General features: G+C 61.3%; 18 protein-coding genes. 11 read left to right on the top strand and 7 right to left on the bottom strand.

What is annotated here, in order from left to right:
* The 5 genes from GX181_06600 to GX181_06580 form a co-directional block, all read left to right on the top strand.
* The coding region (locus GX181_06600) for a S9 family peptidase (GenBank protein NLM71611.1) at positions 1–911 on the top strand (911 nt) is incomplete at its 5' end.
* A gap of 59 nt (positions 912–970) precedes the next feature.
* Positions 971–1,888, top strand: a complete 918-nt coding sequence (gene glsA, locus GX181_06595; protein ID NLM71610.1) for a glutaminase A — start codon at positions 971–973, stop codon at positions 1,886–1,888.
* Positions 1,889–2,037: 149 nt separating this feature from the next.
* On the top strand, positions 2,038–2,478 hold the full coding sequence (locus GX181_06590; GenBank protein NLM71609.1) for a response regulator: 441 nt from the start codon (positions 2,038–2,040) through the stop codon (positions 2,476–2,478).
* A 104-nt stretch (positions 2,479–2,582) separates the two neighbouring features.
* Positions 2,583–3,179, top strand: a complete 597-nt coding sequence (locus GX181_06585) for a hypothetical protein (GenBank protein NLM71608.1) — start codon at positions 2,583–2,585, stop codon at positions 3,177–3,179.
* A 448-nt stretch (positions 3,180–3,627) separates the two neighbouring features.
* Positions 3,628–3,849, top strand: a complete 222-nt coding sequence (locus GX181_06580) for a hypothetical protein (GenBank protein ID NLM71607.1) — start codon at positions 3,628–3,630, stop codon at positions 3,847–3,849.
* 115 nt (positions 3,850–3,964) lie between these two features.
* Here the strand turns inward: GX181_06580 and GX181_06575 are convergent, their stop codons facing one another.
* A complete protein-coding gene (locus GX181_06575; GenBank protein ID NLM71606.1) occupies positions 3,965–5,614 on the bottom strand; it encodes an alpha-D-glucose phosphate-specific phosphoglucomutase in 1,650 nt (549 codons plus the stop codon).
* Positions 5,615–5,791: 177 nt separating this feature from the next.
* Here GX181_06575 and GX181_06570 point away from each other — a divergent pair, with 177 nt between their 5' ends.
* Positions 5,792–7,015: a 4Fe-4S binding protein gene (locus tag GX181_06570; GenBank protein ID NLM71605.1), complete on the top strand. Its 1,224-nt coding sequence runs from the start codon at positions 5,792–5,794 to the stop codon at positions 7,013–7,015.
* Positions 7,016–7,073: 58 nt separating this feature from the next.
* Here GX181_06570 and xth read toward each other — a convergent pair whose 3' ends face one another.
* Both xth and GX181_06560 read right to left on the bottom strand, forming a co-directional pair.
* Complete coding sequence (gene xth / locus GX181_06565) at positions 7,074–7,859, bottom strand: exodeoxyribonuclease III (protein NLM71604.1); 786 nt, start codon at positions 7,857–7,859, stop codon at positions 7,074–7,076.
* Between the two features lie 14 nt (positions 7,860–7,873).
* Complete coding sequence (locus GX181_06560) at positions 7,874–8,881, bottom strand: hydroxyacid dehydrogenase (GenBank protein NLM71603.1); 1,008 nt, start codon at positions 8,879–8,881, stop codon at positions 7,874–7,876.
* 88 nt (positions 8,882–8,969) lie between these two features.
* On the opposite strand from GX181_06560, the gene GX181_06555 reads away from it, so the two are divergent.
* Positions 8,970–9,587 (top strand): histidine phosphatase family protein, encoded by a 618-nt coding sequence (locus GX181_06555; GenBank protein ID NLM71602.1) that lies wholly within the window; start codon positions 8,970–8,972, stop codon positions 9,585–9,587.
* Positions 9,588–9,663: 76 nt separating this feature from the next.
* Here the strand turns inward: GX181_06555 and GX181_06550 are convergent, their stop codons facing one another.
* Together GX181_06550 and GX181_06545 are read right to left on the bottom strand one after the other, a co-directional pair.
* Positions 9,664–10,821, bottom strand: a complete 1,158-nt coding sequence (locus tag GX181_06550; protein NLM71601.1) for an alanine--glyoxylate aminotransferase family protein — start codon at positions 10,819–10,821, stop codon at positions 9,664–9,666.
* A gap of 23 nt (positions 10,822–10,844) precedes the next feature.
* Entirely contained in the window at positions 10,845–11,666 is an 822-nt protein-coding gene (locus GX181_06545; protein ID NLM71600.1) for a QueT transporter family protein, read from the bottom strand.
* Between the two features lie 226 nt (positions 11,667–11,892).
* Here GX181_06545 and GX181_06540 point away from each other — a divergent pair, with 226 nt between their 5' ends.
* Together GX181_06540 and GX181_06535 are read left to right on the top strand one after the other, a co-directional pair.
* Positions 11,893–14,538 carry a response regulator gene (locus GX181_06540; GenBank protein NLM71599.1) on the top strand — a complete coding sequence of 882 codons (2,646 nt, stop codon included), beginning with the start codon at positions 11,893–11,895 and terminating at the stop codon, positions 14,536–14,538.
* On the top strand, positions 14,535–15,581 hold the full coding sequence (locus GX181_06535) for a response regulator (protein ID NLM71598.1): 1,047 nt from the start codon (positions 14,535–14,537) through the stop codon (positions 15,579–15,581). The genes GX181_06540 and GX181_06535 overlap by 4 nt, the downstream gene beginning before the upstream one ends.
* 13 nt (positions 15,582–15,594) lie before the next feature.
* On the opposite strand, the gene GX181_06530 is transcribed toward GX181_06535, so the two are convergent.
* Entirely contained in the window at positions 15,595–16,110 is a 516-nt protein-coding gene (locus tag GX181_06530) for a cysteine hydrolase (protein NLM71597.1), read from the bottom strand.
* 108 nt (positions 16,111–16,218) lie between these two features.
* Between GX181_06530 and GX181_06525 the strand changes: the two genes are divergently transcribed.
* Positions 16,219–17,271 carry an SH3 domain-containing protein gene (locus GX181_06525; protein NLM71596.1) on the top strand — a complete coding sequence of 351 codons (1,053 nt, stop codon included), beginning with the start codon at positions 16,219–16,221 and terminating at the stop codon, positions 17,269–17,271.
* Between the two features lie 13 nt (positions 17,272–17,284).
* On the top strand, positions 17,285–18,004 hold the full coding sequence (locus GX181_06520) for an aspartate/glutamate racemase family protein (protein NLM71595.1): 720 nt from the start codon (positions 17,285–17,287) through the stop codon (positions 18,002–18,004).
* On the opposite strand, the gene GX181_06515 is transcribed toward GX181_06520, so the two are convergent.
* Entirely contained in the window at positions 17,994–19,163 is a 1,170-nt protein-coding gene (locus GX181_06515; GenBank protein ID NLM71594.1) for a metallophosphoesterase, read from the bottom strand. The genes GX181_06520 and GX181_06515 overlap by 11 nt on opposite strands.
* Positions 19,164–19,168 lie beyond the last annotated feature (5 nt).

The following is a 19,168-nucleotide window of genomic DNA, read 5'->3' as shown; positions in this document are numbered from 1 at the left end:
GGGCCCTTCTGATAGCGAACAGCGACAGGACCGCCGGGACGTACTACTTCTACGACATGGCGAACAGGGAGCTGAAAAAACTTGAGGACGTGACCCCGTGGCTCCCTGAGGAGAGGATGGCGCCGATGAAGGCGATATCCTACAGGGCTCGTGACGGGCTGACGATCCACGGGTACCTCACCCTTCCTCCCGGCTCTGACGGAAAGAACCTGCCGGTGGTGATACATCCGCACGGAGGCCCGTGGGTCCGCGATGTCTGGGGCTTCAACCCAGTGGTGCAGTTTTTGGCAAGTCGCGGCCTGGCGGTGCTGCAGATGAACTTCCGCGGCTCCACCGGGTATGGGCGCGCCTTCTGGGAGGCGAGCTTCAAGGAGTGGGGCCGGGCAATGCAGGACGACATAACCGACGGCGTCCAGTGGATGATCGACTCAGGCACAGCGGACCCGAAGAGGATAGGAATATTCGGAGGTTCCTACGGCGGCTACGTTGTGCTCGCCGGACTGGCCTTCACTCCCGATCTGTACTCATGCGGTGTGGATTACGTCGGGGTCTCCAACATATTCACTCTTCTGGAGACGATTCCCCCCTACTGGGAGCTGGGAAGGAAGATGCTTTACGAGCAGATAGGGGACCCGGAGACGGAGCAGGACCTATTGAGGGCCGCTTCCCCTGTATTCCACGCGGACAAGATCAAGGCACCCCTCCTCGTGGCTCAAGGGGCCAACGATCCGAGAGTGAAAAAGGCCGAGTCAGACCAGATAGTCGAGGCTTTGAGAAAGCGCGGCATCGACGTCGAGTACATGGTCAAGGAGAACGAGGGACACGGCTTCCAGAACGAAGAGAACAGATTCGACCTCTACCGGGCTATGGAGAGCTTCTTCGCCAAGCACCTTGGAAGCTACTCGGAGTGAGGCCCGCGCCTGCGGGCGTGCACGGTCTTTGGAGGCAAGAATTCGAAGGGGGGGACGAGATGCAGAAGCTGCTTGACTCGATTGTAAATGAGTGCGGAGACGCGTGGCGGGGCGGAAGGACCGCCACCTACATCCCCGAACTGGCAAAGGCAAGGCGAGATGCCGTCGGTGTGGCCCTGTTCGATCTTTCGTCGGGGCCTGCTGCCTCGGGAGACTTGGACTACAAGTTCACCATGCAGTCGGTCTCCAAGATCATATCGCTGGCCCTGGCCCTGTCCGTCTGCGGCGAGGAGGAGGTATTCTCGCGCGTTGGCATGGACCCGTTGGCCGACTCCTTCAACTCGATCATGAGGCTCGAGATGGACGCGCCCCACCGGCCTCACAACCCGCTGATAAACTCCGGCGCCATCGTCGTGCTCTCCATGCTCCCGTGGGAGAGAAGCGAGGCGCGCTTCGCGGCCGTGGCCGACATGGCCGCCAGGATGACCGGGAATCAATCCATATCGGTGAACGAGGCGGTGTTCTCATCGGAGCGCGACACGGCGGCCAGAAATCGCTCCCTTGCCTGGTTCCTAAAGAGCGTGGACAATCTCGAGGGCGACGTGAACGATATCCTGGACACCTACTTTCGCCAGTGCAGCCTGGAGGCCGACTGTCGAGACCTCGCCGTCCTGGGGGCGACCCTCGCGGCCGACGGGCTGAATCCTTTGACCGACGAGCAGGTCGTATCGCGGCGCGTCGCGGAGATAACCAGGGCCATAATGGCGACCTGCGGCATGTACAACGGCTCCGGCGAGTTCGCGGTGTCGGTCGGGATCCCCGCGAAGAGCGGTGTCGGCGGGGGCATTTCAGCGGCGGTCAGGGGTCGAATGGGCATCGGAACCTGCGGGCCCGCCCTGGACGAGAAGGGGAACTCCGTCGCAGGGATGAGGATGCTCAAGCGCTTGAGCGACGAGCTAGGTCTGAGGGCCTACTGACCTTCTACAAGGAGATGAACCTGCGGATTTAGGCGAAATAAAAAAATTTGCATTAATCGGGCCGATAGTGTAGCATTCATAGGATGGATAAGTGATATATACGCGCTCGTACAGCTCCTTTCTCTTCCAGACAGGGGGTGTTTTGGTAATTGTGCAGGGTTTTGGTCGTTGACGACAGCTCCGTAAGCTTGAAACTTGCCCTTTTCGTCTTAAAAAGCATTGGCTGCCAGGTCACCGGGGTATCCTCCGCTTCCTCCGCTTTCGATGAACTTCAGTGTAACCAGTACGACGCCGTGCTGATGGATATTTACATGCCGGAGATGAACGGCTACGAGGCGACCGCATTTATCAAAGAGGGCGGCGCGGGAGAGTCGAACAGCAAGATCCCGATAATAGCCATGTCCAGCGCCGATCAGCCCGAGGAGCACTCAAAAAGTCGCTTGGCCGGGATGGTCGACTTTATTCCTAAGCCCTTCACGGGCGATACTGTAAAAACGACACTGCTGAAGTTTTGCCCGGTTTTTCTTGATCGCAACAGCAAGTACGATGAAATAGCACAAGGGAGGAGGGACTACGCATGCCAGGAATAGCCGCAGTTGCGCCGGTCAGTGCGACCATGATGGTCACGCCCGTCAAGAACAGCGAAGGACGGAACAGTCTGCGCCGCGCCGAACAGGAGGTCATGCGCCAGGAGATGGCGATCAGGGCGCAGGGACAGGTTACCTCGACCGTCTACCACTACGAGATCGGCCCCGACGGCAGGCGCTACATCACCGGCGCCACCGTCACGTACAGGGAAGACGAGCGCGATAGTTCCGTCGGGCGTTCTCCCTCTCGAGACCGCGAACCCCGGGGCGAAACTGAATCGTTCTTTGAAGATGGCCGAATCGAGCTCACAGAGGAGAGCAAGGCCAGGCTGAAGGCCGTGGAGCGCGAGGTGATCGCTCACGAGGCAGCTCACAAGGCCGTCGGAGGTCAGTACGCCGGCCCCGTCTCTTACACTTACGCGACCGCACCCGACGGCACCAGGTATATAGTCGGAGGAGAGGTCTCCATCTCCGCTCCCGAGGGGAGAACCCCGGAGGAGACCATCCAGATAATGGAGCAGGTCAAGCGCGCGGCCCTGGCGCCCGGCGACCCCTCCCCCCAGGACCTGCAGGTCGCTGCAGCAGCCTCGGCCGCCCAGATGAGGGCGAGGGCGGAGCTGGCAAGGCAGAATACCATCGAGGCGTACGAGAGCAGCAACAAACTGGCCCCCTCTCAGGAACTAGGCTTCGCGATCACTGCCTGATACGTCCTTTTGCAACTCATACTCCCCTTCGAGGCAGAGCAGGTAGAAAAACATACCAGAACAGGGCCAAGAGTAAATCGTCCTCTTTGCTCATTATTACTTGAATATCGATGTAAATTATGTTAGCTTTAACTCGGTTGGAGCATAAGCGCTGGTTTGGGTAAACCTCGTTTTTCCGCGCGGATTCCCGGGGTTCTGTTGCAAAGTGAGGAGGTGTTGCTCATGAACACCGCCACAACGATATGGCTTGGGATCATGGCGGTAATAGCCGTGGTTTTCGTCGTTATCAAGCTGAAAAACCGATAGGCGGCCTTTGCAGAAATGAACTGTCTTAACCCTGCGTCCGGCGCGTGCAGTGTTACAGGAGCACGCGCCGGACGTTCTTCTCTTCCGAATCTAATATACATCTCCCCTGTTGCCGATACATAGGTACAAAGGGGGGAGCGCCATGCGTGACAAACGATTTGTAGAGGCGACTCCGAGCCTTTCGGTTCTCGCGGCCCAGGGAAGGCGGGTCACTGGAAAGACGGCGAAGGAGCGCCCAAGGAAAGACCGCGGAAGAAAGAGTTTCGAACACTACCTCCTCGGCGGCGGTGCCGGGTACGACCGGCCTGACCAGGCGGAGGAGAGTGGAATTTTCAAGTCGGGTGGCGTCGACACGCTGGCCTGAAGGCTTGATAGAGATCGGACGGCGACAGGTGTCTACGAACACGGGTCATGCCGGGGAGAACAATCGGAGGCCGCGCGGAAAGAGCGTGCGGCCTCCGATTTTTTCAAGGGCTCTACTACACCCCCGACGCCGCGAAGACTTCCTCCACCATCCTGCGGGCCTCGGCCTGGATCCTGGCAAGATGCTCCTCCCCGACAAAGCTCTCGGCGTAGATCTTGTAGACGTCCTCCGTCCCGGACGGCCTGGCGGCGAACCAGCCGTTTTCGGACATCACCTTCAGACCCCCTATCGGCGCGCCGTTCCCCGGCGCCTCGGTAAGCCTCGCCGTTATCGGCTCGCCGGCCAATGTCTCGGCCTTCACGTCATCCGGCGACAGGTTCTTGAGCAGGTCTCTCCGCTCGGCCGACGCAGGGGCGTCGATTCGGGCGTAGTACGGCTCCCCCAGGCGCGACGCGATCGCGTCGTACCTCTGGCCCGGATGCTCCCCGGTGACTGCAAGCATCTCCGCAGCCAACAGGTTTAGTATTATGCCATCCTTGTCCGTGCTCCACGCCATTCCGTCCCTTCGGAGGAAGGACGCGCCTGCGCTCTCCTCACCGCCGAACCCGAGCGAACCTTTCAGCAGCCCGTCGACGAACCACTTGAACCCCACCGGGACCTCGACGCACTCTCTCCCGACCTCGCGCGCGACCCGATCGATGAGCGAGCTGGAGACGAGCGTCTTGCCCACCGCCGCATCCTCTCTCCAGCCCGGCCTGTGAGTAAACAGGTACTCCACCGCGACCGACAGGTACCCGTTGGGGGGGAGAAGCCCCCTGTCCGGCACGACTATCCCGTGGCGGTCGAAATCCGAGTCGTTCCCCCAGGCTATGTCGTACCTGTCCTTGAGCTCCACCAGGCCCGCCATCGCGTAGGCGGACGAGCAGTCCATCCTTATCTTCCCATCCCAGTCCAGCGGCATGAAGGAGAATGTCGGGTCGACCACCGGGTTGACGACCTCGAGGTTCAGCCCGTACCGCTCCGCTATCGCCCCCCAGTAGGCCACCCCGGAGCCACCCATCGGGTCGGCCCCTATCGAGACGCCGGAGCGTGCTATCGCCTCCATGTCCACCACCGAGGCCAGGTCGTCCACGTATGGACAGACGAAGTCCTCGTGACTGACGCAGTCGGCCTTGAGGGCCCTCTCGAAGGGGATCCTTGCCACGGACTCTATCCCTTCGCGTAGCAGCTCGTTGGCCCGTCTCTGCACCGCGCCCGTGATCTCCACATCCGCGGGGCCGCCCGACGGCGGGTTGTACTTGAAGCCGCCGTCCTCGGGAGGGTTGTGCGACGGAGTTATGACAACCCCGTCCGCCCTGCTCCCCCCCCGTTCGTTCCACTGGAGTATGGCGCGGGAGACGACAGGGGTCGGGGTATATCCGAAGCCGCTCTGGATCACCGTATGCACCCCGGCGGCCGCAAACACCTCGACCGCGGTCCTGAACGCGGGCTCAGACAGGGCGTGGGTGTCCTTGCCGACGTAGAGCGGGCCCGAGATCCCGGCACCCCTCCTGTGCTCGACTATTGCAGCGCTGACCGCGACTATGTGATCCTCGTTGAAGGCGCCCCTGAGCGACGAGCCCCTGTGACCCGAGGTTCCGAAGGACACCAGCTGTCCCGGATCGTCCGGGTCGGGGTTCGTGGTGTAGTACGAGGCCACCAGCGCCGGTATGTCCGCCAACATCGTGTGATCGGCCCTCTTGCCGGCCATCGGCGATACGTCCATGGAAGGTCCCTCCTTCTTTGCGTTCCGCCGCGCCTTTTACGGCGCTGCGACAATAAAGATCATTATAATGGAAAACTCGGGGGAAGACCCGGGCGACATCGTAACGGCAATTCCCCTCACTATTTAAAAGCATACCCATCCGCCATTCGGCCTGCTTCTTCACTGGAACAAACGACAATGACACGCGCCTCCCTGCATGCTATTCTTTTGCCGGTAAATTCCAAAAAAGGGGATGATCGGGTGTTCTCATGGAAGCGCATCAGGTACGGCATCATGTTCGGTTTTCTGGCGTACATATCATGGGTAGGCTATCAGCACCAGGCGCTTGGCGGGGGGAAGGGCGGAGTGCCCACGGTAGACGCCCTCTGTCCCTTCGGCGGGCTGGAAACGATCCACAGCTGGCTGACGTCGGGCGAATGGCTAAGGCGAACCGCGCCCAGCTCGCTGGTGCTATTTGTCATAGTGGCTGTCGTCACTCTGCTGCTGGGCAGGGTCTTCTGCGGGACGATCTGCCCGCTGGGGAGCATCGGCGAGTTTTCAAACCTTGCCGCGCGAAGGCTTGGAATCCGTCGCATGGAGCTTCCTCCCGCCCTCGACCGGGGGATGAGGCTGCTGAAGTACTTTACCCTGTGCATGATCCTGTACGCGACCTGGACCACCGGCACTTTGGTCTGGCGCGACCGGGCCGACCCGTGGGCCGCGTGGATGCACCTGTCCTCCGGCTGGGAGGAGATCTCCTCTTCCCCGGGCGGCTACATCGTTCTCTTTTTCATCGTGATAGGAGCAGGACTCTTCATCGAGCGCTTCTGGTGCCGCTATCTCTGCCCCCTGGGCGCAGCGCTCGGTATTCTCCAGAAGATCAGCCCGACCAAGGTGGCCCGCGACAAGGAGACCTGCATCTCGTGCGGGAAGTGCGACCGATCCTGTCCGATGGGGCTTTCGCCCATGTCGGTCGAAAGGGTGACGAGCGCGGACTGCATCGCATGCGGCCGCTGTGTGGAGGAGTGCCCCGTGCCCGGGACCCTGCGCTTCTCGACGGTCGGCGGCAGGGCGATGTCCGCCCTGTCAGTGGGGCTGCTCGGCGTGACACTCTACTTCGCCGGCTACGGGGCATCGAGGCTGGCCGGTTACTGGCAGACGTTCGCTCCAGCTCCCGTTGGCTTAACTCAGTCCGGACTGCGGACGACCGAGGTACCTCAGAACCCGGACGAGCTCAAGGGAAGTTTTTCCCTGGCCGAGATAGCATCGGGATACGAACTCGAACTCTCCTCCATCCTCGAAAAGGCCGATTGGCCCGCCGACGTCGACGCTAGCGTAAAGTTGCGCGATGCGGCCGACTCGCTTGGGCGAGAACCCAGCGACATCCGAAATGCGGTGAAGGAGCTGCTGAAAGGGCGCTGAGGGCGCGATTCGAGATAGAAAGGGGGGCGTTGTTCGCCCCCCCCCGTTACCCCTTGACCTACAGATCGAAGATAGCCACTACGGGAGTGTGGTCGGACGGCTGCTCCCAGCCCCTAGGGGTTCGGTCGATGAAGCAGTCCACGGCCTTCTCCGCCAGCGCCGGGGTGGTCAGAATGTGGTCGATCCTCCAGCCTATGTTTCTCTCGAGCGAGTTCTTCACCCGGTAGTCGAAGTAGGAGAACTCCCCCTCTTCGGGGCGATACCTGCGGAAGAGGTCGATGAAGCCCCACTCCTTTACCTGCTCGAACTTCTCCTGTATGTCCGGCGCAAAGCAAGGATGCTTGCGCTTTCTCTCCGGGCTGGTGACGTCGATGTCTGTCGGGGCAACGTTGATGTCACCCACCCACGCCAGTTTCTCGGTCGTGTCGTACTCCCTGTCGATCAGGGCGAGGGTCCTGTCGAGGAAGCGGTGCTTGAAGATGTAATCGTCGTGGTCGATCGCCTTCCCCTGGGGCACGTAGGTGTTTATGAAGAAGAAGTCTCCGATGCGCCCCCTGATTATGCGAGTGTCGCACTCCGGCTCCTCTCCGTCTCCGAAGCCTATCGCGAATCCCTCCATCGTCTCCTTCGTCAGCAGCGCTACTCCGTTATAGGACTTTTCGCCCCTAAACACGGCACGATAGCCCATCTCTTCGAAGGGTTCCACGGGAAACAGGTCGTCCACGACTTTCGTCTCCTGTAGACACAACACGTCGACATCCCGCTCCGCTAGCCATCTTTGGAGGATCGGAAGCCGCGCGCGGACCGAGTTCACGTTGAAGGTGGCTATTGAAACCCTCGGCATCGCAACTCCCCCCCTCAGTCACCGACGTAGTCTTCTCTGTTGATTATCCCGCGGATCCTCTCTCCCCTGAAGAAGGCAGCTGCGTTGGCGGCGGCGACTTTGGATGCGTTCACGATGTCGTTCTCGCAGCGGTTGGAGTTGTGGGGAGAGCCGACCATGTTGGTAAGCTCCAGGAAGGGATGGTCGAGCGCGAACGGCCCTGTCCCCCAAGTGGGCTCCTTCCACCAGACGTCGAAGCCGGCCTGGAACTCCGGATTGTCCCTAAGGTGGTTGTAGAGGTCCTCCTCGACCACCAGCGCAGCCCTGGCCACGTTGAGCAGGATCGCGTCCGGCTTCATCAGGTCGAGCTCCTTCTTGCCGACTATGCCCCTGGTGTGTTTGGTCAGGGGGAGGGACATCAGCAGGACGTCGGTCGTGGGCAGTATCTCCGGCAGGTTCTTCAGGGTGCCCATGAACTGGACCGGGTCGTCCGTCCGTCCGCTGGTGTTCAGCGCGTAGATCTTCATGCCGAAGGCCCGAAGAAGCTCTGCGGTGTTCCTGCCGATTCCTCCGTAGCCCGCCACGGTCAGCACCTTTCCTCTAAGGCTCGCTGGCGAGTAGGCGTCCCTTCCGAATACCCCTCTGGCCAGGTCGTTGTGCAACGGCACCAGCCGCCTGGTCAGCGCCAGCAGGAGGGCCACCGTGTGTTCGGCGATCTGGAGCGCCCATCCTCCCGCGTTGCATGCGAGGATCATCTTGCTCGGCAACAGGTCGAAAGGCAGGAACTCGAGCCCCGTGGAGACGGACTGCATCAGCTCGACCTCCTCCAGCAGGCCGTACTCGCTCTCTTGCACCTCCTTGTTGAAGAAGAAGGGCATTATCGCATTGGCGGATCTCAAAGCCTCCGCTCTTTTTTCCTCCGGGACGTCGTCAAGGTAGACGGCGGCCGCGGCTCCGTCGAGACCATCCTCGATGGCCGCACGAATAGCCTCGGTGGCCTTGAGGGTTACCAGTACGACCTTGTCCTCGTTTTTTTCCTTCATCTCTACATGGCTCCTTTCGGGGAATCTCATACTCTGGTATTGTACCTTAAAGACGTCAAAATGAGACTTCGATGGAGGGAGATTTTGCATGGAATCCACGATATATCTTGTTCGCCACGGAAAACCCGAGCTTCCGGACGACCAGATGCGCTTTCTGGGCTGGAGTGATCTGCCCCTGTCCACGGAGGGGAGGCGTCAGGCCGAGAGAGCAGCTCGCTCCCTGTCGGGACTCTCGTTCGACAGGGTCGTTCACAGCGGCCTGAGGCGAGCGAGAGAGACGGCGGAGATAATCGCGGCGGGAAGGGATGTTCCGTTCGAGGAGCTGTCCCCGCTGCGCGAGATCTCGTTCGGCGACTGGGAGCTCCGCTCGATAAGGGAGTTCGCGAAGACCGAGCCGGAGCTGTTCGAGGCACGAGGCAAGGACTTCGCCGGGTTTCGCCCGCCCGGGGGAGAGAACTTCCTCGACCTGCGCGACAGGGTCATGCCCGCCTTTTACGGCCTCTTGGAGCAAGAGAGGGGGGATCTGCTGGTGGCGGCTCACGCAGGGGTCATCAAGACGATACTCTTCGCGCTGCTTGAGATACCCTTGCAGAGGCTCTTCTCCATCCGGGTGGACTACTGCGGAATCCAGGTGATCTCCCGAATGGACGGACACCTGGCGATCAAGCGGATCAATTGGACGGAGGGGCTGGAGGGCTGGGAGTAGCCGTGCCCCCGCCTAAAGAGGACGCCGCCCGCTGCGGATATGCGGGCGGCGTCCGTATGCTGCTCCTCTCGGAGGACTACTCCTTCACCAGCGCCTCCTGAAGGACCCCTACGGCCCTGCCGAGCTCGATCTTGTGCCCGCACTTGACGCAGGCCCTCTCGATCGCCGCGACGGCCGACACAAGGGTATGCTTGTCGATGTTGCCCATGTGCCCCATGCGGAAGCCCCTGCCGGCGAAGGCGCCGAGGCATCCCGCCGTCTGCGCTCCCTCCTCCGCCAGGATCTCGCGGAACTTGGCATCCTCTATCCCCGATCCCTCGGGGTAGAAGAAGACCGAGAGCGTGGAGGCACGGAAGGGCCTCTCGGCCGCCACTTTAAAGCCGATGGCCTCCATGGCGGAAGCCACCGCGGCCGCTATCCTTTCGTGCCTGGCGTACCTCTCCGCAAGCCCCTCCTCCTTCATTATCCTTATGGACTCCTTGAGGGCCCAGACCAGGTTGATCGCCGGCGTCCCCCAGTACTTCGACGGGTCGTGCATCACGGGAAGCCACTTGTCGAAGTCCACGTACGACTCGGGGATCGCTCCGAGGGCAGCGCGCCTCTCCATAGCCCTCCTGCTCGCCCAGAGCATCGTCAGACCGGGGGCGACGCCGAAGGCCTTCTGAGAGCAGGTGAGAAGCGCATCGATACCCATCGTGTCCATGTACTGCTCCGCGCCCCCCGAAGCGGCGACTCCGTCGACGATATAGAGCGCCTCCGGGTGTTTCTTCATCACCTCTCCGATGGCGGCGATCGGCGCCTCCACCCCGGTCGAGGTCTCCACGTGAGTCACTGTGACGGCGCTGAACGACTTGGACGAGAGCGCCTTCTCCACCATCTCCGGCGTGACGGAAGAACCCCACTCGGCCGACAGGACCTCGACCACCAGCCCCTTCCTCTCGCACATGTCGATAAACCTATCGCCAAAGTATCCGTTGGAGCATATCAGGATGCTGTCGCCGCGCTTGGTGATGTTCGCCAGCGCCATCTCCATCCCCATCGTTCCGGAGCCGGCCACGACGAACGTCTCCCCGTCGCACCTCCACATGGCCTTCAGATCCACCACGACCTCGGAGAAGTCCTTGACGAAGGCCGCGTCTCCGAACGCCACGGTCTCCCTCGCCATCTGATCCTGAATCGACCTCACCACGGGGGTGGGCCCGGGTATCATAACCAGCTTGTTCGTCTTCATCATTGGCATCCGCCTCCTTTGTTCTTTCAGTTATTATCCGGCATGGTCTGCAGGAAGGAGGACAAGACAAGACCGATGGATCCTAACCCGCCGATCGCGATGACCCAGGCCGAGCCCACGTCTCCTCCCGTTCCAAACCCCTCGTAGAGGAAGCCCTGTCCCGCCTTGAAGGCGGCGATGAAACCTCCGAACAGCCCCGCGACAATGCATATCGTCATCAGAAACGACCCGAGGCTGGTCCTGCCGCCGGGGACAGGGACATCCTCCGGGTCCATGATGTCGGTCCAGAGCAGGTCCCATTTTTTGATCCTGGGGTAGATGCCCATCACCAGGGGAATGCCCAGGACCACCGACGGAAGAGAGTTGTTAAGCGATATTATGCTGCCCAGGGCGGCGAACGGCACCAGCCTTAGGATCTCGAGCCCCCATGCTATGACCAGGGCGCACGCAAAGGATCCGAGGATGGCGACCACGCTGAATGCGATCACCTTTCTCCTGGACTTCAGGTCGGGCTCCATGTCTTCCCCGGGGACGAGCCCCAGCCCCAGCCATAGCTTGTAAGGGACGTAGGCGAACATGAAGTTACCGATGAAGCCGAACAGGCTTCCAACTCCCAACGATCCGAAGAAATCCCCGATCAGGTTGCCTATGGCGGCCCCCCACGCTCCCGCCGGACCGAACAGTAGCCCTAGGACGGGGGGAAGCACGCTCGCAGGGCGGATCTCGGTGATGCTCGGGATGAGCACGAACCCCTTGAAGGGTACGAGCAGCGTGGCGTATAGACCGGCGCTAAACGCGACGAGAACCACCATCCTCGTCTTCTTCCACATCGCAAAGACCTCGTTCAAAAGTGATCACTCCCTCTGTTAAAGAAATACCCGTCTCTATCCTCGGCTCCACCGTTGTCACCATATACGGATTATACCAAAGAGATCCAGCAAGCGATTAGGCGAGGGGGAATCGGCGTGCAATGAGACGGTATATCGGGGCTGCGCCCCTTCCATATTCCCTCCCATTGCTGTAACATATTGTATGTAGTTATAAATTTTAATAGGTTAAGGAGGAGAGTCTCGGATGCTGCGGAGCGAAACTCTCAGAAACGTGCTGTTCATGGGCCTGAGCCTGTTGTTCTTCGCCTCTGCCCTGGCCTTTCTGGCGCACACTGGACTTGAGGAGCTCTCCTTTTCAGTGGAGCAATCCATAGACAAGGTCTTCAAGGACAGCGCTCAGATCGACGCCATGAACCTGACAAAGCTCACGGATTCGCTTGGTCAGAACATGTCCGAGTTCCTGGCGAAAATGTCCCTCGAACACCTGCTCGAAGAGGATTACGCCCCCCTCTCCCCCCTTGTCAACGGAGTCCTGCAGTTCCCCGACATCCTCTCCATCGTGATAAAGAGGTCAGACGGCCTTATCGTCGCGGGAGAGGCGTGGCTGGGCTCGCTCGACGGCGCCGGCAGGATCAAGGGCTTCAGGTCTGCGGTACTGCACGAGGGCAAGATGGTAGGCTCCGTGGAGATAGTCACCACCACCGCGTACATGGACAGCATACACACCGGCGTCGAGGGAACTCAGAGGGCCCTCGTCTCCTCCTTCAAGTCGGGCGCCGAGACAGTCAAGACCAACGTGAGACAGAGGATGGCGATGCTCGCCGCTACTCTTCTTGTCTTCTTTTTGATAATCAACGCATCGGCGATACTCGGATTTTTCGCCCCGCTGCGCAGGATGACCGACATTATCAAGAGCTTTGCCTACGCCAGCCTGTCGGACAGTCCGGGAACACACCCATTCACGAATGCCGGCTCCGGTGGCCCCGCCCACATGCTTGGCGAGGCGCTGGAGAACTTCAAAACCGACATCGAGCAAGCCTCTCCCACCAACACCAGCGACGAGTTCGCCGTTCTCTCCTCTGCCCTCATCTCCATGGCCGACCTGCTGAAATCGCGGATCAAGATCCAGGAGGCCATAGCCTCCATCATGAACACGGCCGCCGTCTCCGCGACCAAGGAGGAGCTGGCGTGGAACCTCCTCGAGCTCGTCACAAAGGAGACAGGCTCCTGCATGGGCGCCTTCTACATCCGCGACGAGCTGGACCCGGACACGATGCTGCTGCTCGCCTCCGCGGGGCTGCCCTCTGGCACCCCGACTTCCATTGACGCATCCGCCCTTGAGGGGCAGTTCGGCACCCCCATCCTGGACAACGAGGTGCACATACTGGATATCCCCCCCGCCTCCTCCCCTCCTCTCACGACCATCGCCGGCGACATCCTTCCGGCGCAGGTGCTGACTCTGCCGATCACCGTGCGCGATAAACCCGCCGCCTTCCTGACAATGGCCTCTCTCAAGCCCTATCGGGAGGAGATGGGCACGGCCCTCTCCATAATCAAAAAAGGACTGAACGCCGTCATAGCCAATCTCCTGGCCGGAGAACGAGAGAGGACCCTGGTCCAGGATCTGCAGGCGGCCAACCAGGAGCTAGCCGCCCAGTCCGAGGAGCTTGAGTTCCAGGCCAGGGAGCTCGAGGCCCAGAACGTGGAACTATGCATACAGAGGAGCAACTCCGAGAAGGTCAGCCAGCTCAAGTCCGAGTTCATGTCGAACATGAGCCATGAGCTGAGGACCCCGCTCAACTCCATCCTCGCCCTGTCGAGGGTGCTAAGCTCCGAGGGCAAGGACAGGCTCACGGAGGAAGAGCAGGAATACCTGGCGATAATCGAGCGAAACGGAAAGGACCTGCTCTCCCTGATAAACGGGATCCTGGACCTCTCCCGCATAGAGGCCGGGCGAGAGGAGCTCCGGCTGAAAAAGACCCGGGTGGAGAACCTCCTGACCGAGACGATGGAGAGTGTCCGCCCCCTCGCCATGGAAAAGGGCATCTACATCGAGGGCGACATCGAACGGAACCTGCCGCCCGTCGTCACGGACGAGGAGAAGCTCAGACGCCTGATCCTCAACATCGTAGGGAACGCGATGAAGTTCACGGACGAGGGAGGCGTGCGCCTGAGCGCCTCGGCCGAGGGATCCTCCGTGAGGGTCGTCATCGAGGACACGGGAATCGGAATAGAGGAGAGCGAACTTCCCTTCATATTCGACGAGTTCCGCCAGAGCGACGGCTCGGCGGCCCGGAAGTTCGAGGGCACGGGGCTGGGGCTGGCCATAGCGAAGAAGCTCTCGGAGATACTTGACATAGACATGTCCGTCAAAAGCGTGGTGAACGAGGGGACCGCCTTCACCCTCCTGATCAACGAGAGGCCGGGTGCAGAGGACAGAATCCCCTCGGAGGCATACGTCGAAGGCCCGAGGCGCCGAGCCCGGCCGGAGACCGCCCCGCATATTCATGTGATCGACGACAACCCGGTCGAGGCGATGCAACTTCGCAGCACGCTGGAGCATAACGGCATCAGGGTGTCCGTCTTCCATGGGGTTGATCAATCTCTCCGCGCCATGGCCGAGGAGACGCCCGACGGATTGATAGTTGACCTGTTCGCACAGGATATGGACGGAATGTCCTTCCTGAACGAGCTTCGGCGGAAAGACTGTGGAGTTCCCATCCTCCTGCTCACCAGCAGGGTGCTCAAGCCGGGCGACACCGGGGCTCTGCGGGAATACGGGGTGCGATTCCTGGCACTGAGGGGAGAGGTCGGCCCGGAGGAGCTTATCACCAAGGTTCGCATGATGATCTCCGAAGGCCGCGGCCGCGGGGAGGTAATCGGGACATGAGCAAGATACTCGCCGTAGACGACAGGCACGACAACTTGGTGGTCCTGAGGGCCATGCTCAGGATGCTCTTTCCTGACTGCGTCTTTCTGGAGGCGCACTCGGGAGAGGAGGGCATCAGGATAGCGAGAGAGATCAACCCGGACACCATCCTGATGGACATCCTGATGCCGGGCATGGACGGATTCGAGGCGACCAGGCGACTGAAGTCCGACCCGTCCACGGCGTCGATACCGGTCATACTGCTGACCGCGGTGGAGAACACGGCGGAGAACAGGACTCTCGGTCTCAAGGCGGGGGCCGACGCCTTCTTGTCCAAGCCCATCGAGGAGGCCGAGCTGGCGGCCCAGATCAGGGCCATGCTGCGCGCGAGGGCATCCGACACGAAGCGCAAGGTGAGGATGGGCGAGCTGGAGGAGCTGGTGGCCCTTCGGACAAAGGAGCTCAAGGAGAGCGCCGACCGTTTGGCGGTCACCCTGGACCAGACCATCTCAGTGCTGGCGAACACCGTGGAGACTAAGGACCCCTACACGGCCGGGCACCAGATTCGGTGCGCAGCCCTGACGCTCAGGATATGCGAGGAGATGCGGCTGCCCGAGGAGCAGACTATGGGCATTCACACCGCTGCGCGGATTCACGACATAGGCAAGATAAAAATCCCCTCGGAGATCCTGAGCAAACCCGGCAAGATCACTAGCCTCGAGTTCTCTCTGATCAAGGAACACCCAGCGGTGGGAAAGGGCATAGTCTCTCCCATAGATTTTCCCTGGCCCGTGGCCAGCATCATCGCTCAGCACCACGAGCGCCTCGACGGCACCGGTTATCCCAACGGGCTGACCGGGGACGCCATAATGCTGGAAGCGAGGATACTGGCGGTTGCCGACGTAGTGGAGGCGATCTCCTCCTACAGGCCGTACCGCCCTGCGCTCGGGATAGACGTTGCCCTGGACGAGATTGAGAGGAACATCGGCGTCAAGTACGACCCCGAGGTCGTCAAGGCCTGCGCGGCCCTCTTCAGGGAGGACCGCTTCCGCTTCGACGACTGACCGGTGGGCAGGGCTAAATTATGGCGCAGCCCAGAGTGTTCTTGGCCTCCTTGAGGGCGAACGAGTGTGCCTCCGGGTCGAACGAGGCGACGCCCCGCTCGAATATGTTCACCTTGTAGCCCAGGTTTCGCGCGTCGGCGGCGGTGTAGAGCACGCAGATGTTCGTGCAGACGCCCGCCAGGAACAGTTCGTCGACCTTCTTCTCCCTCAGATGGAGATCCAGGTCTGTGCCGAAGAACGCGCTGTACCGCCTCTTCTTTATGACCTTGTCCCCCTTGCGAACCTCCAGCTCGGGGATTATCTCGCAACCTCCTGTGCCTGCGACACAGTGTGGGGGAAACATGTCGAACTCCTTGTCGTCCTCTTCGTGGTTGTCGCAGATGTAGATCACGGGATATCCGCTCTCCCTGAACTCGTCCGTCCTCTGTTTAATGAAATCCACTATGCCGCGACCGGCCTCCCCGGTGGTCAGGAGGCCGTCCTTGTCTATGAAATCCTTGAGCATGTCTATCACCAAAAGAGCTTTCATCATTCGTCCTCCATCTCAAATTATCGTTCGACGCGGGGAAACCGCCCCCGCATGGACATCCGCCGAGCCGTATTGTACACTAACGGCAGGAGAAAGGGGATAGACAGCATGAGAATCACCGCAAGATATTCAAGGACACCGTGCGTCCTCCTGGCCCTGTTAGTGCTGTTCTGCGCGAGGGCCGCAGGAGGCGAGGCCTTTTTTGGCTACGTGGACGCGACCAGGGTCAACATGCGCACCGGCCCATCCACCTCGTCGTCCGTGGAGATGCGATTCGAGGGGGGAGAGCTCGTCGAGATACTGGAGGAGTCCGATCTGAAACCGGGCGAGAGTCACGCCTGGTTCCGTGTCTCCACGACGGGCGGAACGGAGGGGTGGGTGTTCGGCAAGTACCTTGCGAGGGGAGTCCTGCCACCGAGGTTCGCCCTGGCGGAACCGGAGGGAGAGAGAGTGATCCTGCTGCACTGCGGCGAGAGGAGCCGCCTGATCGAGGAGGCCTTGCCTCGCTACTCCACCTGCGTGATGAACGGCGTCCATCCGATCGCGTGCGAGGGCATGAGGGAGCAAAGCCCCGAATGGAACCACAGGGAGACCGCGATGCAGTTCGAGAGAATCGGCGGCCTCGTCTTCCGAGTGGAGGACGACCCTATCTCCGAGCCCTTGGACGACATCGTCGGCGACGACGTGCTCCTCGTGGACGAATCGTACATGAAAGGGGCGGAGGTCATCCCTCTGACCAGGCTGAAGAGCCGCAAGGTCGGGGACGACGTGAAAAAGACTTTCGAGCGCCTCTACGACCGCAAGCTCAAATCGATAGTGCGCATCGCAAACGCCGGTGGACTCTCCATATACGCGATGGAGTTCAGGCCGAAGGGACGGGATGCGCTAGGGGTCGTCGCCCTTGCGACCCCGGAGGGAGTGCTCCGCCTGGACTTTCCCGCCGAGTGGGACGAGGGATCTACCTGGCACGTGGACGACGGAGGCGACTTCCACCCGGACCTCTACTCTGCCGGATCCCTGGTGCGTCGCGAAGAGGACTACTTGTTCACCCTGCACAACTCGGCGGCGGAGAGCTTCACGTCCCGCCTGGTCTTCTCCGGGGAGGGCAGGCTCGTCGCTCCGGCGGGCTATATCTCGTCCAGGTATATATCCCCCGAATAGGGAGGTGTGAAATTTGCAGGCTCTGCGCAGGCCCGAAAAGGTGCTGGGAGTGCTCGGAGGCATGGGACCCGCCGCGACGGCGGAGTTCCTGCGGCTTTTGGCGGAGAGGGCCCCTGCTGCGCGCGACCAGGAGCACGGCATAGTCTACGTCCTCTCGGACCCGCAGATCCCGGACAGGAGCAGCGCGATCCTCGGCGAGGGGGAGGACCCGACCGATCGACTTAGGAGGGGCCTTATGGCCCTGGCCGACTGGGGAGCCGACCTGCTGGCCGTCCCCTGCAACACGGCTCATTACTTCATCGACCGGTTTCGCGACGAACTTCCGGTGCCGCTGGTGCACATAGTGGAGGAGACGGTGAGAGAGGCCGGCGAGATAGGGCCGCGGGGCTCATGGCTCCTGTCCACCCTGGGAACCATGCAGAGCGGCCTGTTCCAGTCGGAGGCCGAGAGGAGCGGGTACTCCCTGCTCGCCCCTCCGAAGGAGGATCAGCTCGCGGTGCAGAGGTGCATCCAACTGGTCAAGGAAGGCAGGACCGGGGACGCGGGGGTCATTCTGAAAGAAGTCGTGGAAAGGCTCTGGAACGAGCGGGACATCCCCGTGTGCGTGGCTTGCACGGAGCTTCCGCTGGCGTACGAAGCGTCCGGTCTCCCGGCCGAGAGGGCCGTGTCCAGCCTCAAGGCCCTGTGCGACGCGTGCCTTCGCTCCGTCTACGACCAGGGCTCTATCTCCTGACCAGGTCGACTATCACCACCTCGGGCGGCGCCAGGAAGCGTATCGGCGGCCCCCAGGTACCGGCACCGTTGCTTACTATGACCAGCCCCTCCCTCGCCTCGCCGGACGCGTGAGCCTCGCCTCCGTGCGGCTCGGACAGGGCCCGCAGGCCGGGACGGTAGTCGTAGGCGGCTCGGGTCGCCCAGTAGAACGGCCAGATCTGCCCCCTGTGGGTATGCCCAGAGAGTTGCAGGTCGAACAGACCCTGCGAATCCCGGTCCACTACTGGCTGATGCTTGAGCAGCAGTACGAAGCGGTTCGACGGCAGAGGACGCAGCACGCTCGCCTCCGGCTCCGGCCTCTCCCCGTAGCGCACGGCGGATGAGTCGTCCACACCGGCGACGACTATTCCACCGGCAAGCACCGCCTCGTTCCTGAGCACCCTCATGCCGGCCCTCCTCATGAAGTCGACTGCCTGGTCGACCCCGGCGTGGTACTCGTGGTTTCCGGTTACCGCCAGCATCCCGAACGGAAGGTCCATCTCCCTGAACAGGGATATCTCCGCCTCCCGCCGCTCCATGTTTCCATCCACCAGGTCCCCGGTGCAGACGAGCATGTCCGGCGCCGCATCCCTCACCACTCTCAGAATGCGCTCAAGCCGCTCCTCCTGGACGATGCATCCCAGGTGAACATCCGTGATATGGGCAATCCTCAGGCGATCGACTCCGCGAACGAGCTTGTCCGTGCCTATGGTGACGTAGACGGGACGCACTGAAAGCGCCTCCATCCAGCCGTAGCTGCAGGCGGCCAGGGCGAAGAGAGTGGCCAGCACGGCCCTTGTGCGAGGTGACGGGAGGATGACCGCAAAACGGGTGGAAAGAATCAGGTCGAGGACGAAGACGGCCAACCGTACCAGGTCAAGCGCCAGAAAGGCCGTGAACATGAGGAAGAAGAAGGCTATTCCCATGTAGACGACGTAAGACAGGACTCTTCTTGCACGGGGGATGGCCTCGAGGTCCGCCGTCCACAGAAAGCTTGATCCCCATATCAGAAAGGCCGCCAGCAGAAAGTACGAGAGGGTCCATAAAAGCCCCGGCCCCACGGCGGCCCTGAGCTTAAAATACATATACAACGAAATGATGATCGGGGACAGGCCCAAGACCAAGTGCAGAAGCCTCATCGCGG

Source organism: Synergistaceae bacterium (genome assembly GCA_012521675.1).
Taxonomy (GTDB): domain Bacteria; phylum Synergistota; class Synergistia; order Synergistales; family Aminobacteriaceae; genus JAAYLU01.
This window is presented reverse-complemented; position numbering and strand designations above follow the sequence as displayed.